The following is a 14916-nucleotide window of genomic DNA, read 5'->3' as shown; positions in this document are numbered from 1 at the left end:
TAGATCCATCCACAGCACCGAGCCAGCGTTTCTTTTGCAACCTTCATCGCGTTAGTCGTCATAGGGTTCGTACAAACGCGCGGCTTCTTGATGAGGCGCATCCCAGCCGAGTTCCTTCAGCAGGTCACGCCGCTTTTTTATATACCACTTGGCGTCAATGTAGTCTCGATTCGCCTCCAATAATTCTAACGCGCGGCCTCGATCGCCTGCGCGGCGCAGCATGCGATCATCGATCAGGATGAATTCATGGCGCTGTTTTTTGGTGATCTCGATCAGGCGTTGATAGGCAGCCTGCAATTGAGATTCGTAACGCTGTTGATGTTGGATTGGCCACCGATCGATGACATCGGGCAGTTCGCGATAGGCGAGTGCACGCGTTAGCCGATAGCGCGTGAAGGCCAGCGACCAACCGGCCTCCGTTTCAAGCGTCTGAAGTTCCGGCGAGAGTTTTCGAGACAGCAGGCCGTCGAGTTCATTGGCCAGCGGGATCGTCCGCTGCAAGTTCTCCTTGCGCAGCTCTCGTGTGTCAATGGCCAGCAATCGCGTTTGCAATTCGATCGCTTGCAACCAGTCATTGGCGGCAAATCCAGCGGGTCTTGGCAGCTTGCGAAGTCGCGGTTCTTCCTGAAGTTGATCGCGTTTGGATTGCTCAGCGCGAACACTCTGCATCTGTCCCGGTTTCCAGTCGGTCAGCCAGTTTCGGCGAGCCAGGATTTCCGCACGACCGGATGCCGTGGTCTCTCCGGCAAGTCGTTGTGTGAGCGCACTTAGCCGGTTGTGTCGCCATGCCTCAGCAGATTCCGGTGGGGGTTGTGACCACACGGAGGTCGGCGCACAGGCGATCCAAAGCAATATCCCCGACCACAAGAGCGTCTGCTTCAGGGAGTTTGGCTTCCTGCTTTGAACATGTTTGCATTTTGGTTGATGTTGCGTTTCCCCGGGTTTTCTCTGGGCAATCGCGATTTCATCGAACCGGGACTGGGTCCGTAGGGTGCCGTGCTTGCACGCGCCACTGAAATCGCAGCCCACCTTTGGGCCGCAATCACGTGGATTTTCCGCCTCCGCACCACCGGACTCAAAGATCTTCAAAGCAGTGGAGTTTAGATGCACCGGTTTCTGATTCACGTCGATCATTGATTGCCAAGTGATGGAAAAGCAGTTTCGTGCGTCTTTTGCAAGCCTGGTTAGGCGAGCTTGTAATAGCTTTCCCATCCCTTGCGTGGCGGATGCCCCTTCAGCAGTTCGTTGGCGCGAGCGTTGTTGGTGATCTGTCTGGTCTTGGTATCGAATTTTAAGTCATCGCCCAGACGCTGGGCGATGCAACCGAGCATGAAGACCTGCGTCAAAGGCCCGGAGATTGCAAACGATGAATTGCAGTACGGGTCTAATCCGGCGGCGGCCTTCAGGAAGTTGTCCATGTGATTGGTCGACGTTTCGCTGGTGGCGGACTTGGGCAAGTTCGCACTGGCTTCGGCTTGCTTTTTGCCGCCGACGATTTTCAGCGACCCCGAGTGAGTGCCGCCGACGAAGGTCAGGTCATCGCTATAAATGGCTTTTCCACAAGCAGGGATATTTACTCCCTCTTCGGTCGGTGGACGATTCTTTACGCCGTCGTACCAATTGATCGTCATCTCAGGCATGTTGGGGCCGCGTTCGGCAAAGTCGAATGCGATGGTTGTTCCATGCGGATAGATGTAGTCGTTTGGCTTTTCGATCTTTTCGGCACGAATCGTATGCGGCAAGCCAAGTTCAAGGAAGCGATGAATGGTGTCCAGGGTGTGTGGCCCCCAGTCACCGAATGCTCCGTTGCCGTAGTCATACCAGCCGCGCCAGTTGCCTGGATCGTATTTTCCGCTGTAGGCTCGTTTGGGCGCCGTTGCCGCCCAGACGTCCCAATTCATTCCCGCAGGCATGTTCTCAGCTTGGGGGAAGTCTTTGATGTCGCCCCAAGGATGCCAGCGCCGTCCCTTATTCATGCAAGCATCAACGCGGCGAACATTCTTGATCACCCCATTCTCGACCCACGATTGAAATTGCAAACGCTGACCGCTGGAGTGTCCCTGATTACCCATTTGGCACTTCACGCCATACTTCTTTTCAGCGGCAATCAACAACTCGCACTCTTCGAAGGTATGAGCCAGTGGTTTTTCCACATAGACATGAATGCCCATCGACATGGCTAACATCGCGATCGGAAAGTGAGCGTGATCAGGAACGCCAATCGTACAGGCGTCGATCTGATCGCCCATTTTCTCAAACAGTTCGCGAAAGTCATCAAAGATCACTGCATCATCGCATTGACCTTTCATCTTGCCTTTGAAGCCTTCGGCGCGAGACGGAACGACATCACACAAGGCGACACACTGAGTCAATTCATGACGAACGGCTTCTGATCCAATCGCCGCACCACGGTTTGCACAACCAATGACAGCAAGATTCAGTTTGTCGTTGGCAGCCACGGCGCCCTGTGCCGTCGCTGGCAGTATCGCCAGCGCCGACGATGCGACGGCGGCACGTTTGATCACTTGGCGACGATTCGTTGATGTGTTGGCAATGGGTTCGATCATGGTAGGCAGGTGTGAGAGGGGTAGGTGTGAGAGGGGTAGATTGTAGTTGAAATGAGTTCTGTGATCCGGTCGGTTTTCACCAGGTGAGGGAGTTGCACGCTGGCGATCAAGCGTGAGTGGCTGGGATTCACGGCTTGTCGAGTGATTCCCATTGGGGACCGGTCAGTTTTTCGTCGCGGGGCAGTTTGGCTCGTGGGCCGAGCGCCCGATAAATGGCTTTCATGGTGGCCGGGTCGGGTTTGACGGAACCTGGACGCTGGCCCATGGCAATCAGCATCGGCGTCCAGCCGTACTTGTTTTTACGATCCCAGATCTCTGGATCGGCGCCAAGTTCTGTTACCAGTGAAACCATTTCCGGAGACAAGCGATACGCGGCGGCGTGCATGATCGATTCACCATTGTCATCGACATGATTAATTTGCAGTCCCAAATCATGGAGCGAGAGGACGGTTTGGCGAATTTCCGCGGCGGTGCCTGGATGTTCTCCAACGTGATGATTTCCAATCCCGGCCGCCGCCAGCAATGCCGTGCAGCCGTCTGCATTGGTCAGGGTTGGATCCGCACCAAGTTTTAGCAGTGTTTTCATCAGCGGCAGGTCGCAGGTCTGGCTGGCCAGTAAGAACGGCGTTGCACCTCGGGTGCCAAGTCGTCCCTTGGGCGTGCTGCCTCGTTTCACTGGTAGATTGACAGAGGCGCCCTTGTCGACCAATGCCTTGACAAATTGCAACGCAGAGAGATCGCCTGTGACTCGCGGAGGTGGGTCGCCTTCAGGGTTGTCACCTTTTTGTGGCCGGCGAACCCAGGCGAGTGCATGGAGCGGCGCGAATCCACTGGATTGATCATTGGGGTCGGCACCTTGTTCGACCAGTTTGAGGGCCAGTTCGTAATGTGCGCTTTCGACCGCCAGCATCAACGGCGTCATGCCTTTGCGTGGGTTGCGACCAGACGAATTCTTGGGCTTCATCGGTTGATTGACATCGACGCCCAAATCACAGAACAACATCGCCGTTTCCGTGCAGCCTTGTCGGCAGGCAAAATGAAAGGCAGTGAAGCCGGAGCCGGTGGTCACAGAGAGATCTGCTCCGTGTTTGGCAAGTCGGCCGACCGCGTCCGCATTGCCGTATGCCGCCGCCCACATGATGGCCGTTTGACCGCTGCGTTGTTGTGCATCAAGATCACTGCCCTGTTCAACCAGCTTGTCGATCAAATCAGCACTGCCCTGCTTGGCTGCCAGCATCAAATAGGTCACGTTGCCAACATGCGTTCGTTCAACGTCTGCACCGGAACGCAGCAGTTCAGCGGCGATCGATGTGTGCCCTTGCGAGCAGGCAATCCAAAGCGGCGTGATGCCATACTCGGTCGCGGCGTCAACCGGGGCTCCTGCAGCCAGTAAACGCTTGGCCCAATGGATGTCTCCGTGTTGCACGGCCCAGTGCAAAGCCGTCATGCCGTCGGCTTGCTTTTGTTGAAGCAGTTGTTTCGCATCGCTTTGCTGCAAGAAGCGGTTTGCTAACGCATGGTCTTGCTGTTCAATGGCGTCCGCCAGGGGACTGATTGAACCAGTGTTCGAGATGGTCTGCTGTGCATCACAACAGAGGGTTGTCAATGATGCCTGTGAAAGGATGGCTAGGCATAGGCCAAGCCAAACGGTGATCCACCAGCGGCGAGTGTTCATGTGCGTCTTCATCGCAGGGAGGCTACCGCTAGAGAGAAACCGGGTCAAACAACTGATCCACGGTTCCTGTGCTGTCGGCAAAGGTTTCCAGTGGAACACCCACTTTGTTCAAGAGTGTTAAGTGCAGGTTGGCCAGTGGCTCCGGCGAATCGTATCGAATGTGTCGTCCGCCTCGCAGGTTGCCAGCTGCACCACCGGCAACAATCACAGGCAGGTTGCTGTGGTCGTGCCGGTCAGGGTCACCCATGCCACTGCCGTACATTAGCAAGGAGTGATCCAGTAGGTTGCCGTCGGCCTCGGGAGTGTTTTGCAGCTTCTGCAGAAACTCAGCAAACAAGGAAACGTGGTACTGGTTGATTTTCGCGACCTTTTCTAGCTTGGTCGGATTGTTGCCATGATGAGTCACCGGATGGTGGGGATCAGCGACTCCGATTTCAGGATAGCTTCGCGTGCTGGCTTCACGTGCAAGTTGAAATGTCGTGATCCGTGTGATGTCACCTTGAAAGGCAAGCAGTTGTAAGTCGAACATCAGCCGCGCGTGGTCGCGATACGCGGCAGGCACGCCGACCGGTCGATCGAGGTCCGGCAGCGGATGATCCATGGCGTTGGCTTCGGCTTTGGCAATCCGTTGCTCGACTTGACGGACGCTTTCTAAGTAACGATCGATTCGCTCACGGTCCTGTGAACCCACACGAGACTTTAAACGCTTGATTTCACCGACCACGGAATCCAACAGGCTGGCGCGGTCACGCAAGCTGGCGGCGCGTTGCTGTGGAGTTCCCCCGTCACCGAAGAGGGTTTCAAAGACCAATCGCGGATGCGCTTCGGCAGGCAGTGGCGTCGTAGGTGAAGACCAGGAAAGATTGTTTTGGTACACGCAGGCATAGCCATTGTCGCACTGGCCGACGGTCGAAAGCATGTCCATCGACAGTTCCAAAGAAGGTAGCTGGGTGTGCTGGCCGATCTGTTTGGCAGCAATCTGATCGACCGTGGTGCCCAGTCGGTAATCGCTGCTCTCGGTCAGCTTTGCTTTGGCTGCACTCAAGAACGCGCTGTTGGATGTGGCATGAGAGCCTGGGTAGGCATTCTGTAAATCCATCCCCGTGATCACAGCCACTTGTTGCTTGACAGGTGCCAGTGGCTGCAAGCTGCGCGGCAAGTTGTCCAGTGACTCGTCTTGTGGCGTCCAGTGGGCGGGGTTGAATCCCATCGGAATATAGACGTACGACAAGCGGCGTAAGTTGTGTTTGGCGGCGGCGGTTTTTTCACTTGCCGTGGCACTGGGGATCATCGCATCGAGCAACGGCAACCCAATGCAGGCTCCGGCACCTTTTAGGGCGGTTCTTCGCGAGAGCGCTATCCGTCTGAGAGGACGCCCGGTCGCCGTGTTGGCGTCATACGCAGCCGTGGCTTGAGCTTGCTTGGATGGAGGTCGTTTGGACATCAGTGCAGTGACTCTTTGGTTCGGTATCCGAAGGGTTGACTGGTGACGATTCCCGTGATCAAGTCCTCAAACCGGTAGCCTGTGCTGGCGGCCTGTTGAACAATCTTGCGAACGTCAGCCGCGTCGCGATGGTCTACGCCGCGGCCCAATCCGTAGGTTAGCAATTTTTCGACCAAACAGCGAACAAAAGGCTGCGGGTTGTGCAACAACGCATGCTCAAGGTCCGCCACACCGTCAACTTCGTTGCCGTCGGGAAGAGTGCCCTGGGAATCAATGGTTGAGTCCAGGTTGAAGGCGCGCCATCGTCCGATCGCGTCATAGTGGTCGAGTGCAAATCCGATCGGGTCCATCAGTCGATGGCATCCAGCGCAGGCTTCGTTCTGGCGATGCTGGGCGAGTTGTTCTCGGAAAGTTGTCGCCGTTCCCGGTTGGTTTTCCTTGATGGTCGGCACATTCGGCGGCGGTGGTGGTGGAGGCGTGCCCAGCAGATTTTCCAAAATCCAGTTGCCGCGAATCGTCGGTGACGTGCGCGTTGAATAGGAGGTCACCGCTAAGATGCTGGCGTGACGCAGCAAGCCGCCTCGCGGTGAATCTGCTGGTAATTGAACTTGTCGAAAGTGGCTGCCCACGACACCCGGGATTTCATAATGCGTCGCCAGTCGCTGATTGAGAAACGTAAACTCGCTGTCAATCAATGACGTCACTGGTAGGTTGTTTTGCATCACGTGCCGAAACAGCCATTCGGTTTCTTGGCGCATCGACCGCCGAAGGTTTTCGTCGAAGTCCGGGAATAAACGCAAGTCGGGTTTGACGGCGTCGACGTTGCGCAGATACAGCCACTGGGCAGCGAAATTGTTGACCAGGGCTTCGCTGCGTGGATCGGCTAGCATGCGTTTCGCTTCGGCCGCCAGTTGTTGCCGGTCAGAGAGTTTGCCTGCCTCTGCCAGTTCAAGCAGTCGTTGGTCTGGCCCACTGCTCCAAAGAAAGAATGACAAGCGCGAGGCAAGTTCAAAGTTGCTGATCGGCGCTGGCTTGTCGTCGCTGGCTGCGGATTCGATTTTGAGAAAGAAGTTCGGATTCACCAAAATGCTCGCCAAGCCGCGTTCGATCGCTCGTTCGAATTGTTGTTGCCACAGTGGCGTCCCGTTGATTGACTGCGCAGGTGCGGCGGTAACCGTCGCATCGCTACTGGTGACCGTGGGTTTGAGAGCTTCCTGAAACAATCGCATCGGGACTGCCAAGTCTGCGTCGTCGATCGGACGCCGATAGGCTTTGAAAAGCAAGTTGCGAAAGTTCGTTTCCGCTGCGGCCTGCTGTGATTCAATGGAATCGTCTTTCGGGATGGCGGTGAAGATCTTGCGTCGGCTGCCAGTCGATGAAAAGTGTGTGCTTGGTTGCTTGGCAATCGCGGTCGCTGCGGGTTGACTGCCGTCTGTGGTTTGTTGATCGCCAGGGCTGAGTGGTCCATAAACTGTGACCTCAAAAATGGCTGGCTGTTGACGCGGGTGTCGGTGGCGATTGTAAGAGGCTTCAAACGGTTTGCGTTTAATCTCCAGTAGCGAGTCGCCTTGGTGGACAAAGGTCACGCCTAGATCGTGCATTCCGGCAGTCACGTGTAGGTCCGTGTTCAGGTTCGCATCGACCTGTGTGAAATCATTGCGGCCTTTGGGCTTTTCAACCTGAAAACGGTGACGCCGTTTGTTGTCGATCAAGATGTCTAGTTCGTGAGTCCGGTACAGCCCTTCGACTTTTTCATCACGGTCACGCGTCAAGCGAACCGAGACGCGATAGGTGCCGGTTTCTGGAAACGCGTGTTTCAGATTCAATCCACCCCGGGTGCCCAGCGGCAACGGGGACAGATGGTATTCTTGGGTCAAATCAGCGGGCAGGCGGATCGTCCAGCCGGTTGCAGTGCCTCCTTGGCGGCCCACAGCAAGTCGGCTGACGGCTTCGGCGGCGCTAACATAGCGATGGATCAACGCAGGAGATAATTCGCCCACGGTGATGTTGTCAAAGCCATGGCTGGATTCATCTTTGGGCAGCCACTGCGTGGCATCAATCTGAATGTCCAGCAAGTCACCGATGACGTTGGCGTACTCGGTTCGTGTCAGCCGTCGAATGGTGTCAACGTTGGGAATGCGAGGCTGTTGCCGATGAAGCTGATCGAGTCGCCTGGCAATCGCTGTGCTCACACGCTGGTATTCACTTTCCTCGGGACGCTCTGCATCGGGCGGCGGCATTTGCCGGGTTTGCAGCCGGATCAGGATTTGTTCCCAGTGCTGACGGCCGTCCAGGTCGTTGGCCGTTAGCTGGCTGAAGTCACTGTTCCCGAGGTTCAATCCGCCCGCAGCGTCGCTCTCGTTGTGGCAGTCCAGGCAATACGTTTGGCTGAACGCATTGAGCGACGCCGGCTGATCGGCATCGGTCGGGCGACCGGCCAGTGCAACGAATGCAAGGCCAAGAAGCGATGGGCCAAGAAGCGCCAAAAAAGATCGATCGAAGCCAGGCACGCCACGGGGGCGGCCCGGCTGGAGCGGGCTGGAAGTGATCACGATAGCTAGCCAAAATTTCAAGGGAAAGCGATCGTGCTATTGTAACCGAACGCTTAGGTGCGGATGTTCCCGTTTCCCTGCACCACATATTTATACGTGGTCAATTCGGTCATCCCGCATGGTCCGCGAGCATGGAACTTGTCCGTCGAGATGCCAATCTCAGCACCCAGGCCGAACACGCCGCCGTCGTTGAAACGCGTGCTGGCGTTGACCATCACGGCCGAGCTGTCCACGCCGGCGGTGAATTGGTTGGCCGCCGCCAGTTGAGCGGTGATGATCGCATCGGTGTGGTGCGATCCATAGCGGTTAATGTGTTCGATGGCGGCATCGATGTTGGGCACGACTTTGATGCTGATGGTCGGGCCCAGGTATTCTGCGGACCAATCGTCGTCCGTCGCCGGGACGCTGTGATCCAGATGCTGTGACGCGAGCTCATCTGCGCGAAGTTCGATCCCCTCGGGCTTTAATGCCTTTTCGATCGCCGGCAGTGCTTGGGCAGCGATGTCTTGATGGATCAGCAGCGATTCGCAGGCATTGCAAACGCCCATTCGCTGGCACTTGGCGTTGTGAATCACCTTGGCTGCCATCTCTGTGTCGGCTGCCTGGTCCACGTACACATGGCAATTGCCGTCGTAGTGTTTGATCACCGGCATGGTGGCTTCAGCGGTCACGCGGCGAATCAGTCCTTCGCCTCCGCGAGGGATGGCAACGTCGATCAAATCACCGAGCGACAGGAATTCTCCAACCGCGGCGCGGTCGGTGGTCGAAACCAATTGCACGGCATGTTCTGGAAGCCCCACTTGGGCCGCAGTCTTTGCCAGCACATCGACAATCGCTTGGCTGCTGTGGATGGCCTCTTTGCCGCCTCGCAAGATGACCGCATTGCCGCTCTTGACGCAGATCGCTGCGGCGTCCGCAGTCACATTGGGACGGCTCTCATAAATGAAAAACACCACGCCCAGCGGGACACGCTTTTTGACGATCTCTAAACCGCCGGGCCGAGTGAAACCAACGAGCACTTGGCCCACTGGATCAGCCAGCATGCAAATCTCTTCTAACGCCGAGGCGATGCCGTCGATGCGAGCTTCGTCCAGTCGCAAACGGTCGACCATCGCATCGGTCAGGCCGTACTGTGGCGCCATTTCCAAATCACGCTGATTGGCAGCGATGATCTGCTGGGCTGACTGACGCAACGCAGTGGCTGATTCGGTCAGCCAAGTGTTCTTGATCTCTGTGTCCAAGGTTGCCAATCGAGCAGAGGCTTGGGCGGCCTGTTCCGCGGTTTGCCGGCAATAAGCTGAAAGGTTCGCTTGTGTGGGCGTGGGAGCAGATTCAGTAGACATGTTGATTTCGGCGACAAAGGGAATGTTGCAACGGGCTCAATTGGCCGGTCGGGTCGGGAAAGGCAAACGCTGGGCTGAACCCGGCTGCTGCGATTGCCAGACTGCTGCGATTGCCAGGGCGATTGCAGCCGCCTCGCGCGGGAGCCAGGTGCCGGCAAAGCGGACCCGAACAGACCGACCGCGAAGGCTTAAAACATAACGACTGAACCGGGAATTCCCTACCCTCAGACTTTTTCCGCCCGCTTGCTTTTTACCGCCAGGCCGGTTTCACCGGGGGCGAACGTTGACGCCGGCGGTCAATGCCGATACGGTTTAGTCTTGGCAACCAGCTTTGGTTTTGCTGCGGAGCGGCCCTGTTTTTCAGACGGCCCTGCTTTCTTCATGGCCCGGCTTTCCATTTGCGGAGTGACGGCCTTCGACTTCGGCGGAGATTATGCCCGAACTAAAAATGCTATTTCTTGGCGATATCGTCGGCAAACCGGGCTATAGCGCGGTGCTGGAAAACGTCGCGCGCATCCGCGACGAAATGGATTTGGATTATGTCGTCGCCAACGCTGAAAATGCTGCCGATGGATCTGGCTTGATGCCCAAGCAGTTCGATCAGCTCATCGATAGCGGCATCGATGCGGTCACGCTGGGAGATCACATCTACAAACGCAAAGAGATTCTCAGCAGCCTCCAAAAAAGCGACCGGATCGTCCGCCCGGCGAACTACCCCGAGAGTTCCACGGGGCGTCGTTGGACGATCATCAAACGCAGTGGACGGGCACCGCTGGGAATCGTTTCCGTCATGGGGCGAGTCTTCATGCGGCCGGTCGATTGTCCGTTCGCAGCGCTCGATCAAGTGCTGGAAGAAATGAGCGATCAGTGCGAACACATTCTGGTCGATGTGCATGCCGAAGCCACCAGTGACAAGCAGTGCTTGGCGCGGTACCTCGATGGTAAAGTCACCGCCGTCTTGGGAACCCATACGCACGTGCCCACAGCAGATGCAACCGTCTTGCCAGGTGACACCGCGTTTCAATGTGATGTCGGCATGTGTGGCCCTTACGAAAGCATCATTGGTCGAGACATCGAGCGCGTGACGCATACCACGCGAACCGCTGAACCCTGCCACTTTCATGTTGCCACCGGAGACGTGCGCTTGTGCGGTGCCATTGTGACCGCCGATCCTGAAGGACGCGCCACCGGAATCGAACGCTTTGAGAAACGCGTTGTGGTTCACTAGATCGACTGGCTTGGATCGACTGGGGTTTGCCCGCTGGCAGGCCGTAACACTCCGATCGGTGACAGAGTACGGTGTTGGCGGGCGATCCGGCGCCGTTAAAGATTCTGATGCAGGTTTGCCCTCAGCGGGGCTTTTCATCAGCGACAGCCAGACCTGTGGGGGTCAAATCGAGGTCAATCACCGCTCTCTGGAACATCACCCGCGGCGAGCGTTGGCGCCGCAAATCGCCCATCGATGGGGTCGCTCGATTCGGCAACCAGCCAACGCTATTTAGCGCGGACGGCCAAGCAATTATTGATCCGCAGGTCACCGGCAACCGTTTTCACGGCTTCCTGAGCCAGTTGCTTGTGGTAGAAGCTGCGAACATCGCCGTGTAGACGCAGTTCGTTGCTGTCTTCGTCCACACGCAGTTGTCTGAGTTCATAAACGGAGCTCTCGGCCAGGACGGCCGATGCTGCATCAACGATCGGGTGTGGTTTTGTCAATTCCATGATCTTAGACCCAAAGGATAGAAGGGCGAACCTAAGCGTTATGTGTTGCGCCTCTAAACTATCACACACTGTTAGCGTCTTGGCCACATGGCTTTGCTGAAAAACAGACCCTGCCACAGGAAAATGTTGCCGCTGGTTTAGCCATCTTCCCAATCGCTCCCCGCTCAACTCCGGCACGCACTCACTGCATGCACATCAGCAGATTGTGGCGCTCGCATTGCAATCACGGGCCTGCCAGAGCGGGAGCGCAACCTGTAAACAGTTTTTTGCTAGCAAAGGAAAAGCAACAATCATCGTTTTTTAGTTAATGTCTCAATCGATCTTGACCGAGCGCACGGGGGATCTTTATTGTCTGCCTCGTCGCCAAGAGAGTCTTTGGACACTTCGTGGTGAGAGAGATTTGATGTAGCCGTTTGGTTCTGCACAGGCAGCTTGCCAACCATCGCTTCGATGTAATCGAGTGGTGTTGCAAGTTTGCTGCGAACGCAACGAGTGAACCAACCTGAAGGAACAGGTCAGTGGTTGCCGTTGGGCGTCTAGATGAGATTTCGCACGCGTCCGCCGGGTCGCAGCAAGGATGCTGCGAGTGAAGGCGGGCCAACTTGCTGGCCGGATTGCCTCTCGAGCAGTGACGGTTGGGTAAGCGTGGGATTTTGTTTGTCAATCACGCACATTGATTGATCGTTTTCCACAAAAACATCACTTGCTTTCAAGTTTGTGCATTTGACACAATGCGAGAGCAAGCTGAGTTGCCGGTTTGATGAAATCAAATGGGCAACCGCAACAATCCACCGGCTCCCGGTCCACACAAAACGTTATCCTCCGCCCCCCTAGGATCTCGTATTGGACCGGGGGCTTTTTTTGTTTCCGCACTTGATCGTGCGGATCAAATTTCGGGCGGGAGCGGTGATTCAGGATCTGCTGCTGAAGGGGGCGTTGCGGCAGCGTTGGGCGTTGGGATGAAGCGATAGCCCGCGTCGCGAATGGTCAACAGATGGACTGGCACAGCGCTATCGGGTTCGATGATTTTTCTCAGCTGGGCAATCGTCTGGTCAACGGCTCGGGTTTGTAGCTTGCCGGAGATCTCCCAGACTTCAATCAGTAGTTCGCTGCGTCCGATCACGCGATCAGGGTTTTCGGCAAAGTAACGGAGGAGCCGAAGTTGCTTGGGCGTGATGGCAACCGGTTTCCCATCCACAATGACCTCGTGGTTGAGGAAATTTGCGTGCACGTTGCCAAAGGATGTCGTTTGCAAGGCGGCAGTGGGTTTTCGGCTATGGGCGTTGCCGGAACTGTTTTGTGGGGTTCCGATCGCCGCCAGTTGCAAGAGGTTTTTGACTCGGCTCAGCAGTTCGTCCAGCTCGAATGGCTTGTTCATGTACTGGTTGGCGCCGGCGTCAAAGCCGCGTGCTCGATCTTCGGCCAGTGTCCGAGCGGACAGCATCAGCACCGGCGTGTTCACTCCAGCATCACGAATCGTTTCACAGACCGTGTAGCCACTCATTCCAGGCAGCATCAGGTCCAAGATGATCAGGTGAAAGTTGTCGTTTCCCGCATCGACTAAGCGTAGCGCGGTGGGGCCATCGTTGACTAACGTGACGCGATAGTTTTCCGCTTCGAGGTTGTACTTAATGCCGACGCCGAGGTGTTTCTCGTCTTCGACAACAAGGATATGTTCACGCATCGCGGTTCGTGGGTTTGCCAGGTTGTTTGTGCAGAGGGGTTTTGTCAAACGGATTGACGTTCAGCAGTAGGGGGCATCGGTTGCCCAGTCTGCCGGCGCTGTTTGTTCACTAGCTTGTCAAATCTGGATCGCTGTTCGCTGTCTCGTGAGGCTCAGGTGGCGGTTCTGCATGGCGCAGTGTGACTTCAAAAACAGTTCCGTCGACGCCATCAAAATCGGTGCGGCTGTAGATCCGCACCGCTGCTCCCAGGGTTCGGCTGATGGTTCGCACCAAGTGCAGTCCCAGGCCGGTGCCAGGTTTGCTGCGTTGGAGTTCGCTGCCGATGCGCACGAAGCGTCCAAAGATCTTGCGACGCATATCGTAGGGAATTCCTTTGCCATTGTCAGCGATCGAGACGATGACTTGGTCCTCTTTGGTTCTTGATCGCCTGATCGAGGCGACCACATTGGTTGGGTTTCCGCCATATTTGATCGCGTTGTCGATCAGATTTCGAAACAGAATTTCTAGCTGAAGGGCATTGCTGTGAATCCAGGTGGGGTCGCCTTGCAGGTCCACGGTCGACTGGGCAACGCGGTAACGCATGCAAGCGGCTTGAGCACATTGCTGAATCAGTTCATCAAGGCGGAACACCTGTTCGTCGTCCGATCCTTGCCCTCGGTCGACCAGCGCCGTGTCAAGCAAGTGGTCGATCAGCGCATCCAGACGCTCGATGTCTTCCAGCATGATTTGGTAGAAGTCTTGCTTTTGCGCTTCATCAATCGAGTGCCGTGACACCGTCTGCAAGTAAAGCTTGATCGAGGCCAGAGGACTTTTAAGTTCATGGGTGACCGAGTCGATAAAATTGCTCTGACGCTGGTTGAGTCGAAAGGCTTTGACGGCCAGAGCAAGATAGAAAATCACGCCAACCAAGATGGTGATCAGCAGCAGGCTGCCGATCACGAACAGTGTCCAGAAAACAACGCCGCCCGGCGTTTCGTCGAAAATCCCTAGAAAACTGAGCAGTGCCCAGATCACTCCCAGGGTCACCACCAGGACGATGAGTGTGACGCCCAGAGTGACGGGAGCCTTGATGGAGCGACCTTCGAGCATGCGATTGTGAGGGGCAGGGAGAATTGCGGATCCAGGCGTGATTCTGTCGCGTGAATCGGTCGGGGAGCTGCTGTGCTGAGCAGTTTCCTGGCCGTGCGGTTCAGAATAGCCGAATTCCGAGATGGCGGTAGCGGCTCGTTTTTTTGGAGGCTTGGGTAGCCCTGGGGGATTGGTGGGTTTTCCGGGGAGGGCGTGTCACCCGCTCCACGGGCGTAGGTGCGTTTCCGGCAACGTTCAGGGCTGCGAAATGTTCTCAGGAAAAAAGTGTTTTTCCCTGTTGCTGGTGGTGACTGGCGTCGCGTTGCACGACAATAATAGAATTAGGCGGGTTCAATTCCCATAAGGATTAGCGCGGGTCGGATTTGATGAATAGTCACCTTCAAGAAGTTCGGATTTCGGAGCAGGCGTACCGTCAAGTGAATCTTGATGCTGCCCGCGCCGCGGCTCGTCAACGTTTCTGTCCTGAGCAAAGTGAAGTGATGCGTGTGCGATGCATCGATCATCGGGAAGAAACGGAACAAGAGTACGGCCACCAGTTATGGTTTTTTGAAGGTCATGGTGTCGATCCGTCGGAGGGATCGTCCTGTGTCTACGGCGTGGTTGAATACCAGGTTGAATACGGATGCACGGAGCTGGTTGAAAACCGTGTGTTTCAAACCACGCAAGAACGCGAGCGTTTTCGTAGTTTGTACGAATGTGAAGTGATCAAGGTCGATTGGCGCGGCATTGTGTTAAAATTGCTGGCTGCTGGTTTGATGTCAATCATCTTCTTTCTGGCCTACACACGGTTGATTCAGTCTCTTTGATCCACTGTCGGTGTAGCGCAGCACTGGATTGACCTG

Annotated in this window: 11 protein-coding genes; 2 read left to right on the top strand and 9 right to left on the bottom strand. The window is 56.1% G+C overall.

Annotated features, from left to right (window positions below; translation table 11 throughout):
- Positions 1–51 precede the first annotated feature (51 nt).
- From SV7mr_RS20990 to SV7mr_RS20965, 6 genes are all read right to left on the bottom strand, one after another.
- The gene (locus SV7mr_RS20990) at positions 52–822 is read right to left on the bottom strand and encodes a hypothetical protein (protein WP_145276379.1); all 771 of its coding nucleotides are present in this window, start codon (positions 820–822) and stop codon (positions 52–54) included.
- A 362-nt stretch (positions 823–1184) separates the two neighbouring features.
- Positions 1185–2567 (bottom strand): Gfo/Idh/MocA family protein, encoded by a 1383-nt coding sequence (locus SV7mr_RS20985; RefSeq protein WP_145276377.1) that lies wholly within the window; start codon positions 2565–2567, stop codon positions 1185–1187.
- 127 nt (positions 2568–2694) lie between these two features.
- Complete coding sequence (locus SV7mr_RS20980) at positions 2695–4242, bottom strand: ankyrin repeat domain-containing protein (protein ID WP_419187712.1); 1548 nt, start codon at positions 4240–4242, stop codon at positions 2695–2697.
- Between the two features lie 28 nt (positions 4243–4270).
- Positions 4271–5686 (bottom strand): DUF1552 domain-containing protein, encoded by a 1416-nt coding sequence (locus SV7mr_RS20975; RefSeq protein WP_145276373.1) that lies wholly within the window; start codon positions 5684–5686, stop codon positions 4271–4273.
- Positions 5686–8172, bottom strand: coding sequence for a DUF1592 domain-containing protein (locus tag SV7mr_RS20970; RefSeq protein WP_145276371.1), 2487 nt, complete (start codon positions 8170–8172; stop codon positions 5686–5688). The genes SV7mr_RS20975 and SV7mr_RS20970 overlap by 1 nt, the downstream gene beginning before the upstream one ends.
- 119 nt (positions 8173–8291) lie before the next feature.
- The gene (locus SV7mr_RS20965; RefSeq protein ID WP_145276369.1) at positions 8292–9581 is read right to left on the bottom strand and encodes a glutamate-5-semialdehyde dehydrogenase; all 1290 of its coding nucleotides are present in this window, start codon (positions 9579–9581) and stop codon (positions 8292–8294) included.
- A 448-nt stretch (positions 9582–10029) separates the two neighbouring features.
- Here SV7mr_RS20965 and SV7mr_RS20960 point away from each other — a divergent pair, with 448 nt between their 5' ends.
- A complete protein-coding gene (locus SV7mr_RS20960; RefSeq protein WP_419187711.1) occupies positions 10030–10809 on the top strand; it encodes a TIGR00282 family metallophosphoesterase in 780 nt (259 codons plus the stop codon).
- A gap of 266 nt (positions 10810–11075) precedes the next feature.
- Here SV7mr_RS20960 and SV7mr_RS20955 read toward each other — a convergent pair whose 3' ends face one another.
- The 3 genes from SV7mr_RS20955 to SV7mr_RS20945 form a co-directional block, all read right to left on the bottom strand.
- Complete coding sequence (locus SV7mr_RS20955) at positions 11076–11300, bottom strand: BON domain-containing protein (RefSeq protein ID WP_145276364.1); 225 nt, start codon at positions 11298–11300, stop codon at positions 11076–11078.
- An 886-nt stretch (positions 11301–12186) separates the two neighbouring features.
- Positions 12187–12984: a response regulator transcription factor gene (locus SV7mr_RS20950; protein WP_145276362.1), complete on the bottom strand. Its 798-nt coding sequence runs from the start codon at positions 12982–12984 to the stop codon at positions 12187–12189.
- A gap of 109 nt (positions 12985–13093) precedes the next feature.
- Positions 13094–14074 carry a sensor histidine kinase gene (locus tag SV7mr_RS20945; protein ID WP_145276360.1) on the bottom strand — a complete coding sequence of 327 codons (981 nt, stop codon included), beginning with the start codon at positions 14072–14074 and terminating at the stop codon, positions 13094–13096.
- A 365-nt stretch (positions 14075–14439) separates the two neighbouring features.
- Here SV7mr_RS20945 and SV7mr_RS20940 point away from each other — a divergent pair, with 365 nt between their 5' ends.
- Positions 14440–14880, top strand: coding sequence for a hypothetical protein (locus SV7mr_RS20940; protein WP_419187710.1), 441 nt, complete (start codon positions 14440–14442; stop codon positions 14878–14880).
- Positions 14881–14916: the final 36 nt, after the last annotated feature.

The sequence above is a fragment of the Stieleria bergensis genome (assembly GCA_007745635.1).
In the GTDB taxonomy this organism is placed as follows: Bacteria; Planctomycetota; Planctomycetia; order Pirellulales; family Pirellulaceae; genus Stieleria; species Stieleria bergensis.
This window is presented reverse-complemented; position numbering and strand designations above follow the sequence as displayed.